7 protein-coding genes and 2 tRNA genes are annotated in these 9,712 nt (G+C 41.8%); 4 read left to right on the forward strand and 5 right to left on the reverse strand.

Annotated features, from left to right (window positions below; genetic code table 11):
• Positions 1 to 71 precede the first annotated feature (71 nt).
• Together rrtA and JR005_RS07045 are read left to right on the forward strand one after the other, a co-directional pair.
• Positions 72 to 665, forward strand: a complete 594-nt coding sequence (gene rrtA / locus JR005_RS07040) for a rhombosortase (protein WP_049175916.1) — start codon at positions 72 to 74, stop codon at positions 663 to 665.
• Positions 666 to 821: 156 nt separating this feature from the next.
• Positions 822 to 3,020: a TRAP transporter large permease subunit gene (locus tag JR005_RS07045; RefSeq protein WP_010588897.1), complete on the forward strand. Its 2,199-nt coding sequence runs from the start codon at positions 822 to 824 to the stop codon at positions 3,018 to 3,020.
• A 295-nt stretch (positions 3,021 to 3,315) separates the two neighbouring features.
• Here the strand turns inward: JR005_RS07045 and JR005_RS07050 are convergent, their stop codons facing one another.
• From JR005_RS07050 to rnr, 5 genes are all read right to left on the reverse strand, one after another.
• On the reverse strand, positions 3,316 to 3,753 hold the full coding sequence (locus JR005_RS07050; protein WP_218665762.1) for a hypothetical protein: 438 nt from the start codon (positions 3,751 to 3,753) through the stop codon (positions 3,316 to 3,318).
• A gap of 12 nt (positions 3,754 to 3,765) precedes the next feature.
• Positions 3,766 to 3,975, reverse strand: a complete 210-nt coding sequence (locus JR005_RS07055; protein WP_004985388.1) for a YheV family putative zinc ribbon protein — start codon at positions 3,973 to 3,975, stop codon at positions 3,766 to 3,768.
• Positions 3,976 to 4,017: 42 nt separating this feature from the next.
• On the reverse strand, positions 4,018 to 6,057 hold the full coding sequence (locus JR005_RS07060; RefSeq protein ID WP_218665763.1) for a M3 family metallopeptidase: 2,040 nt from the start codon (positions 6,055 to 6,057) through the stop codon (positions 4,018 to 4,020).
• A 161-nt stretch (positions 6,058 to 6,218) separates the two neighbouring features.
• Positions 6,219 to 6,818 (reverse strand): dihydrofolate reductase family protein, encoded by a 600-nt coding sequence (locus tag JR005_RS07065; RefSeq protein ID WP_218665764.1) that lies wholly within the window; start codon positions 6,816 to 6,818, stop codon positions 6,219 to 6,221.
• A 37-nt stretch (positions 6,819 to 6,855) separates the two neighbouring features.
• Complete coding sequence (rnr, locus tag JR005_RS07070; protein WP_218665811.1) at positions 6,856 to 9,276, reverse strand: ribonuclease R; 2,421 nt, start codon at positions 9,274 to 9,276, stop codon at positions 6,856 to 6,858.
• A 263-nt stretch (positions 9,277 to 9,539) separates the two neighbouring features.
• On the opposite strand from rnr, the gene JR005_RS07075 reads away from it, so the two are divergent.
• Positions 9,540 to 9,629, forward strand: a tRNA-Ser gene (locus tag JR005_RS07075).
• Between the two features lie 11 nt (positions 9,630 to 9,640).
• Positions 9,641 to 9,712, forward strand: a tRNA-Arg gene (locus tag JR005_RS07080).

Raw genomic sequence — 9,712 nt, forward strand, 5'->3', positions numbered from 1 at the left:
TGATAGTGGAGGGGATGAGGCTGTTGGAAAACACCTGATCCCTTTTTGCACATGTGAATGGAGGGCAAATCATGAAAGATGAAGATCTCATTAAAAAAGTGATTTTTGTCGCGGTATGTATTTCCATTTCAGCATGTTTACAGGTTTTTTCAGATTGGTTTATTTACTGGCGACCTGCTTTATTAACAGAATTCTGGCGTTTATGGACGGCGCATTGGGTGCATGTCGGTTGGATACATTTTCTACTGAATATGTTGGCGTTTGCCTGTTTGCCTTTTATTTTTCCTCATGCCAGAACACGACATATGACCTTATTATTGATGGTGTTATCGCCATTTATTAGTGTCATATTTTACTGGTTTATGCCTCATATTGAAGCTTATGCAGGCTTATCTGGTGTGTTGCATGGTATGTATGTTGCTGTTGCGATCGTGTATTTAAAATATCCTAAAGAACGTAATTTCGCTCTTTTAGTTCTAGCGCTGATTGTCATTAAAATTATCTGGGAAAATACGTGGGGTAATAGCCGTACTGCACAACTCATTGGCAGTCCTGTATTGGTTGAGGCACATTGGTTAGGTGCTCTCGGTGGAATACTGGCAGGAAGTGCCTATTTACTCAAACAAAAACTGAAATACGAGAAAGTTGACAAAATAAACCGCTAAAAGTTGCGATCAAGCCATTCTTTAATGGAAAGGTATGTTGCAAATTTAAACAATGGAAAAGGACTGCAATGGGGGATGGAACAACCCGTTGCCAAGGAGAGATCACTTAAAACTATCGCTGGTTTGGGTGATGCTGCAAAAAAAATTGGAAAAGACATGCAAGAAAATCAAGAAAATAGATCTGGCTTGGGTCTCCTGAGTTATATCTGGAACGAATGGATTTCAACATACGTCATCCTCATTATGTTATTGCTAACACTGATTATTGGAACAGGTGAAATGATCCATGGTCAGATGTTGCGTATGGGTGAGCGTTTATATGGTGATCCTGCAAGTGGGATGCAATATTCTTTTTTACGTGCTGAACCACAAAAACCAGACTGTGAGCGCCATCCCAATATTGATGCGCAAGTTCAGCAACAGATGCAAGCCAATAAACATGATGAGTTTGCTGACTTTTTTGGTGCTGCATCTGAATCAGACGTCCGTGCTTCATTATTGGCGGCACAACAACTGTGTGAAGAAAAGTATCAGTTTTACGATAAAGCGATGAAGCATATTGAATCGCATCCATCGCTTCGTGCTTATCGCACCATGGAAACCACTTTCTTTGGTATTTTTAAATTTGGTACAGAGAATCGTACGATTTTCCTACTGATTATGGTATTTTTTGCTGCCATTACAGCCAGCTTGAAAATTCATCATATTGGTCTGCGTAGTCCAAAAACGCGTGTTGATTTCCGTGTTTATTCAGTGGCGATGGTGCTGGGGAATGCACTATTAACCGCATCTACTGTGAGCCAATATCGTTCCCTGATCAATTCAGGTGTGACATTGACCACTGAAACATTGGTCATTGCATGGTTATGGATGGGCTTATTTGGGATCTTGACCTTAATTAGTGTGTACCAACTCTTCAGAATTCCAAAAACGGCATTGCCGGGTGGAAACTTTGGCTTAGCCTTACTCAGTATCCCTTTATATGCTTTTATGTCCATTTTGACAGGTATTGCATTTACCTTCTTTATGGATTACCCAATGGGGCAAGGGATTTATTTGAGTATTCTGGTCGAATTCTCAGGGATCTTCTTGAATTTGGCGTTATTTATCTGGGCGGGTATGTTGTTAACTCAGACGCGTGTGATGGACTTGTTCCTGAACATTTTACGTCCGTGGAATCTTGCGCCTGAAACTTTGACTTGGCTCATTCTCTTGGCAGCAGCAATTCCGACAGCTTATACAGGCGCTTCAGGGATTTTCGTGATCGCAGCAGGTGCGATTATCTATAAAGAGGTCTGGAACTCAGGCGCACGTCGTCAATATGCATTGGCTGTCTCTGCCATGTCGGGTTCATTGGGTGTAGTGATCCGCCCATGTCTACTGGTGGTTCTGATTGCAATGCTGGATAGCCGTCATGTCACGTCTGACGAGTTGTTTGATCATGGCTTCTATGTATTCTGGTTGACGGCATTTATTTTCTTAGGCGTGTCGTTACTGCTGGCTGAAACCAAATTCCGTGTGAATTCACCTAAAGTTGCGATTCCAGGCATGTTACGTGCTTTCATGCCTGTAATTCCTTATATCGTGATCACAGTGATAGTTTTGGCGTTCTATAAGTATGGTCTAGACACCAGTATGAACGAATTCACTGCGCCTGTGATTTTACCACTGGTATTGATTGCGATTATCCTGTTTGACAAGTTGCGTAAAGAGCCAGAATACATCCCTCAAGTAGAGGCGCATGAATCTTTAGTTAAGCAACATGAGCAGGATTCTCCTTACTTACGTGAGCATGGCGCGCAAAGTGACCAATATCGTCGTGGTTTTTTCAGCTCTATGCACTTTGCCACAGCAGAGACAGTCGGGCATATCGGCGCATTGATTATCTTGATGGCGCTTTCTGCGAGTGTTGGTGGTCTGATTGAACGTACCGAAATCGTGGAATATTTACCGACTCATTTAGGTAGCATTTATATTTCATTGTTCTTTATTGCGATGCTATTGGCTTTGATTGGAATGTGTACCGATCCATTTGGTGCGGTGATTTTGGTGGCCGCAACTATTGCTCCAGTTGCCTACGAAAATGGTATTCACCCGATTCACTTCTGGATGATTGTACTGGTTGCCTTTGAGTTGGGTTATGTCACACCACCAGTTGCACTGAATCATTTGTTGACGAGGTTGTCAGTTGGTGATGAAGAGGTCGCAGCAGCAGATCGTGAAGCCAAGGAAAAATATACCAGTTTCTATTATCGCTATGAGCGTTGGTTATTGCCGATTATGGTGCTATTTCCAGCGTTAATGATTGTGACCTTTGCACCTTATATCTTTAAGATGTTCGGTTGGTATCATTAATCTGCAAAGATAAAATAAAGCACCTTTGGGTGCTTTATTTTTTACGATTGAAATCAATCGCATCATCAAACTAGACTTTATTCAGTGATTTATTACCAGAGATATTTTGGATCGCGAATCAACAGGCTGCTTTCCTTAAGGCGTAAATAAGTAAACAGGCTAAAGTCGAATAATTTGATTTAAGCATTTTCTATATAAGTTATAGCGCGTATTCTTTGGCACTTTAATACAGATTCTTTATTGATACCAAAAGTTGGGTCTGTGATGCACAAACCCAAGTTTTAAAGTATGGACTTTATTTTTGCTCGGCCAATTGTGCTTCAAGTAACTTAATTTGTTCCTCTTTCAGTTTAATCAACGTATCGGCATCCTGATGTTGGGCTTGGAGCGTTGATTTCTGATCTTTAAGTTGTGCTTGAATATCATCAAGTTTGGCGATTTCCTCTTTTGCAAGGGAAGGATGCTCTGGCACGGGTGTTTTTAGGATAGAGTCATCCACTAAAGTACTTGGTGCAGGCTCGCTTGCAGCAGATACATCGGCAGTTTTTGTCGATGGTTGTGTTGAATTGGATAACTTTGTTTGCGTTTCGGTGGTTGGTGTTTGAGTTTTTTCTGATTCATTTCGATTCTCAGCAAAAAACCATTGTGCAGCTAAAAATAACAACACAACGATGCTGATGCCCCCAATAATAATCCATAACAAACGAGAGTTATGGCGTTGTTCTAACGTCATTGCTTAAACCTTTTATTTTGAACGACGTGGTTTGAACTGTATCACTCCGACTTCATCTGCAACTGCGGGAATATCGGGTTCTTCAACATGAGTAGGACGATTTTCACTATAGTCGCACTCGATACATTCAATCCATTCGTCGTCGTTTGTGGTGAGCATGACAATCCGATCTGTGGCACCGCATTTTGGACATTTAGCACCTGCAATAAACCGACGTTTCATTTTGTCACTTCCCAACCACTTACGAACATTTTAATATTTAGTTTAAGCCGTTTTAGGGCCGCTCGTCCAACCCTGATGACGTAATAATGCATCAATTTTGGGTTCACGACCTCGGAAGTTAACAAATGCTTCTAAAGCCGTATCTTTGCCGCCCACCGCAAGAATCGCTTCGCGGAACTCGTGTCCTGTCTTTGTGTTGAAAATACCTTCTGCTTCAAATCGGTCAAAGGCATCACTGGCAAGCACTTCAGCCCATTTATAAGAGTAATATCCTGCCGCATAACCGCCTGCAAAAATATGACTAAAACTGTGTTGAAAACGGTTATATGATGCAGTTGGCAATACCGAAAATTGACTGCGAATTCCATCTAAAACGGACTGGATTTGTGTGCTGTTCAAAGCAGGATTTTTGGAATGAATGGTCAAATCGAATAAAGCAAATTCAATCTGTCTAAGGGTCTGCATTCCAGACTGAAAAAAGCGAGCATTTAACAATGCACTGAGTAATTCTTCAGGCAAGGCTTGCTTGGTTTCAATATGTTCACTGAGGACATCCAGACTTTCTTTGTCCCATGTCCAAAACTCCATAAACTGGCTTGGAAGCTCTACAGCATCCCATGCTACGCCGTGTGTGCCTGCGACTGAAATATTATCGACCTCAGTCAACATATGATGTAAGCCATGTCCAAACTCATGAAACAGTGTATTGACCTCATCATGGGTGAGTAAAGCAGGTTGATTGCCCACAGGTGGAGTAAAGTTACAGACCATATAGCAAATCGGTTTTTGTAAACCCTGTGTCGTTTGCATACGCGAACGGAAACCACTCATCCACGCGCCACCCCGTTTACCGTTACGTGCATAGAGGTCAAAATAGAATCCTGCAATGACTTTGCCTTGGTCTTCAAGTTCATAATAATGGACGTCAGGATGCCAAACGGGTGCTTGACGCTCAACAATCTGAACGTCATATAAGCGATTTACGATCTGAAATAACCCTTGAATAATTTTAGGTGCTGGGAAATACGGTTTCAGGGTTTCCTGTGACAAATTAAATTGCTGCTGTTTAAGTTTTTCTGAATAATAACCACTGTCCCAAGGTTGTAATTGTTCAATACCATCTTGTTGTGCAATGGTTTTCAGTTCCGCTACTTCCTGTTGAGCAGGCGCGCTTGCATGTTCAGCCAGATCAACCAAAAATTTATGTACCGTTTGTACATCAGGCGCCATTTTGCTCGCCAGTGAATATTCTGCAAAATTATGAAAACCGAGTAATACAGCCATTTCCTGACGTAGTTTTAGGATTTCTTCCATGACCGCAGTATTATCAAACTCTTTATGATCGGATTGATCTGAAGCGCGGGTGGTATAAGCTTTATATAACGCTTCGCGTAAATCACGGTCTTCGGCATAGGTCATAATGGCTAAGTAAGCAGGCATATCAAGCGTTGCCACAGGTTGATCCAGTTCACGCTGCTGACCATATTGTTTAAGCAGCTCGATACTGCTTTGTGATAAGCCTTTAAGTTGAGCTTCATTTAAAGGTTTAAAATAGGCCTGAGTTGCATCGAGCACATGATTGGAAAAATCAGAAGAAAGCTGCGATAAACGTGCTGAGATTTCTGCGTAACGTTTTTTGGCTTCACCTTCAAGCGCAACACCTGAAAGTTTAAAATCACGTAAGGCTAAACGGATAGCACTTTGTTGTGCGGCACTTAAACTAGAAAATTCAGCGCTATCATGGATCTGCTGATACGTTTGATAGAGCGTCGTATGTTGCCCAAGCTGCGTATAATATTCACTTAGAGCAGGCAATAATGATTGAAATACTTCGCGGGTTTGCGCATTGCTCATCACGGCATTTATATGTGACAAAACGCCCCATGATTCGCTCATATTATTTTCAAGTTCATCCATTTGTTCCAACACATGTACTTGCGCAGCAAAATCAGTTGGAACATTTTGTAAAGTGTCTAAAAACTGCTGACCTTGATGAATATTTTTTTCGATCTCTTGTTTTAGGCTGTCTAGCTGGATGTGATCAAATTGAGGAACGGGAAGCGTTGCTTGCTGTAATGTCATTGTATTCGCCATAATTTTTTAAACTTATGACTAGATGTAAGGGTTTAACGCAAGGAAATCAAGTTGGGCTAAAGATTTATTAAGCGGATTTCTCACAGTGATGATTTGGCTTTAATAATTTTGACCAAAAATCATTCTGAGTAACGCCCATAAAACCAATGCTATTTGAGGATGCGATATTTGATATGGGTGACCAGATCTGTTCCTCTTTGTTCTAATATTTCTAAATTGATCTCTGGCATTTCTTCAAACAAACGTTGACCCTGACCGACAATGACGGGAACGATATGTAACCACAACTCATCAATCAGCCCTGCTCTAAGATATTGATTAACGGTATGCGCGCCGCCTGCAATTGCAACATCTTTATCGCCCGCCAATTTTTTTGCTTGTTCAAGTGCGCTCAATATTCCATCAGTGACAAAATAAAAAGTTGTTCCACCTTGTAAACTCAGGCTGTCACGTGCTGTATGCGTCAGAACAAAAACAGGCGCATGATAGGGCGGTTCTTCACCCCACCAGCCTTGCCACGTACTATATTCTGGCCCAGTTGGGCCAAACATATTACGACCCATAATAAACGCGCCCGCAGACGTGAGGCTGGCGATTTCATTTTTATTTTGATCTGCTTGACCAAATAACCATTTACATAAACTTTGGTGAATATTGGGTAATTCACCAAAAGGTTTATCTTCGGTCATATGCAGACCAGCAACGAAACCATCCACAGATATACACATACCGCTTATGACTTTTCCCATAGTGACCTTCCTTGGTTCTATTAACTCGCCGTTCTATCTAACTGTCCGATTTACTTTTGGCATTGGACTTTTTACGTTTGGGCTTGGTTTTTTTCTTGGGTTTTTCAGCCTTCACTGCTACGGGAGCAACAGCTTTTTTAGTTGACTTCTTACCATACGAACTTGGTTTACTTTTCGATTTCTCTTTCTTGCGAGCAGACGGTTGTTTTGAGTCAACGCTCTCACCTTGCGCATTAAACACTTGTTCAGTGGTTTGAGCCTTGCTAGTTCGTGGCGCACGACTCCGAATGATTCGACCTGCATGTGTAATTTGCTGAATTAGCTCAAAATCAATTTTGCGTTCTTCCAGATTTACCGCAGCGACTTTGATTTTGACTTCATCACCTAGACCAAAGATTTGACCACGATTTTGCCCGACTAAACTTTGGCTCGCTTGATCGTAAAGGAAGAAATCGTCACCCAAATGACTGACATGAATCATACCGTCTACATATAAATCTTTTAAGGTGACAAATAAACCGAACTCAGTTACCGCACTAATAATGCCAATAAACTCTTCACCTAAATGCTGTTGCATATAGTGACATTTCAGCCAAGATGTTACGCTACGAGACGCTTCATCGGCACGACGTTCAGTTTTGGAAAACTGTTCACCTGCATCATCCAGTGCTGCACCAGAAAGAGGATACGGTTTTTGCTGTAAATGCGCCTTGATTGAACGATGTAACAGTAAATCAGGATAACGGCGAATTGGCGAAGTAAAATGCGTATAGGCTTCATACGCCAAACCATAGTGACCTGCATTTTTAGCGCCGTAATAGGCTTGCATCATCGAGCGTAATAACACTGCATGGATACTTGGTGCATCAATTCGATCTTTGGTGGCTTCAATCACACGTTGATAATCTGCCTGTGTTGGCTGATCAGGGAACGGCAAACCTAGTAACTTAACAAAATCTTTGACTTTCTGAATGCGTGAAAATTCAGGTGCCTCATGAACGCGATACAGCATCGGAATATCATGTTCTAAGGCATATTCGGCTGCTGCGACATTGGCAAGCAACATACATTCTTCAATCAATTTATGCGCTTCATTTCGAGTACGCGGTAAAATTTCCTTAATTCCACCCAACTCGTCAAAAGTCATATAGGTTTCAACAGTTTCAAACTCCATCGCATGACGTTTGGCGCGTAGCTCTTTCAGCGTTTGATAAAGTTGAAACAAGGTATTTAGTGATTTTTGAATCGATTTATCGGCAGGAATTGCATCCGTTTTACCTTCAAAATATTGACCGACCTGTGTATAGGTCAGACGTGCTTGAGAATGCATCACTGATGGATAAAACTCATAGCTCATCACGCGACCCGCGCGGGAGAGTTTTAAATCACAGACCATACACAGACGATCGACATGCGGATTTAACGAACATAGTCCATTGGATAAAGCTTCAGGCAACATCGGCAACACAAAATGAGGGAAATACACCGAAGTTCCACGTTCTTGCGCTTCATCATCAAGCGGTTTGCCCAAACGGACATAATGACTGACATCCGCAATTGCTACGACCACGCGATAACCACCCCCTGCGCGTTTTTCAGCATAGACCGCATCATCAAAATCGCGGGCATCTTCGCCGTCAATGGTCACTAATGGCAAATCACGTAAGTCGATACGACCTTCAATATCTTTTTTCGATGGTTCTTTAAAACTTTCTGCTTCCTCAACGACTTCTTTTGGAAACTCATAAGGTAGACCATATTCTAAAATAGTCTGAGGAATAATAATCTCAGTGTCGGCTTTATCTGCCATCGATTGAATCACATGACCCGTGGCAAATTCTTCGCGGGTTGGATAATCGTCAATTTCAATCCGCAAATAATCGCCCACTTTGGCATGGGCATGTTCAATCAATTGTTTTTCTAAAGGAATCGGCTGATGCGCATTGGGTGCAGCAGGTTGAATATGAAATTCACCTTCATGTTCTGCTACTTTACCAATGAGCTGTTTGACACGATGTTGTGTGACTTCAGTAATAAAACCCCAGCCTTTGCCTTTACGGTCAACAGAGGTCTGACGAACTTTAACCCGATCGCCATTAAATACTAAACGTAACTCGCGCTCAGGCAGTAACAGATCATTTTGCCCATCAATATGTGCAGAACCTAACCCTTTATTATTAATATAAACTGTTGCATCAAAAGTCGGTTGATCGCCAAGGAGCTGAAACTTAAAACCATCTTTGGCAATTTGACCGTCGCGAACCATCGCGCTCAAACGATGACTTAAAGCATCGATACTTTTTTGATCTTTGATTTCAAAATGATCGACCAATTCGGCATGCGAAAGGGGCGTGTCGACTTGTTCGAGTGTATTTAAGATAAGCGTACGACTCGGGATCGGATTATCGTAACGTTCAGATTCCGCTTTCGCTTCAGGGTCAACCCAGTTTTTCATAATGTCTTTTGGCTTCATATTTGAAGATAAGTTTAGCATAGCTTATGCAGGAACATTCTGCATGATCATCATGACAAGTCTATGTGATTTAGTTTTGCATAGGTATAGCGCAAAGATAGTCATTATATTAACAAGCTGTAAACACTCATTAATTCATTAGCGCGCAATTTTGTTTAAAAAATAGTTGATTGGATAAAAAACTAAGAAAAATTAGATGTGATGACTTGCAGTTCACAGGCTAAGTTTGTATTATGGCGGCTCGTTACGGTGAGATGGGTGAGTGGCTTAAACCACATCCCTGCTAAGGATGCGTACGGGTAACTGTACCGAGGGTTCGAATCCCTCTCTCACCGCCACTTTACTTAATGCGCTCATAGCTCAGCTGGATAGAGCACTTGGCTACGAACTAAGGGGTCGGGAGTTCGAATCTCTCTGAGCG

This window comes from Acinetobacter sp. Colony158 (assembly GCF_019264745.1).
Lineage (GTDB): Bacteria > Pseudomonadota > Gammaproteobacteria > Pseudomonadales > Moraxellaceae > Acinetobacter > Acinetobacter ursingii.

Bases quoted from the DNA above. Each gene is read 5' to 3' on its own strand.
- rrtA (WP_049175916.1), top strand. From the start codon at position 72: ATGAAAGATGAAGATCTCATTAAAAAAGTGATTTTTGTCGCGGTATGT.
- JR005_RS07060 (WP_218665763.1), bottom strand. From the start codon at position 6,057: ATGACATTACAGCAAGCAACGCTTCCCGTTCCTCAATTTGATCACATC.
- JR005_RS07055 (WP_004985388.1), bottom strand. From the start codon at position 3,975: ATGAAACGTCGGTTTATTGCAGGTGCTAAATGTCCAAAATGCGGTGCC.
- JR005_RS07065 (WP_218665764.1), bottom strand. From the start codon at position 6,818: ATGGGAAAAGTCATAAGCGGTATGTGTATATCTGTGGATGGTTTCGTT.
- JR005_RS07050 (WP_218665762.1), bottom strand. From the start codon at position 3,753: ATGACGTTAGAACAACGCCATAACTCTCGTTTGTTATGGATTATTATT.
- JR005_RS07045 (WP_010588897.1), top strand. From the start codon at position 822: ATGCAAGAAAATCAAGAAAATAGATCTGGCTTGGGTCTCCTGAGTTAT.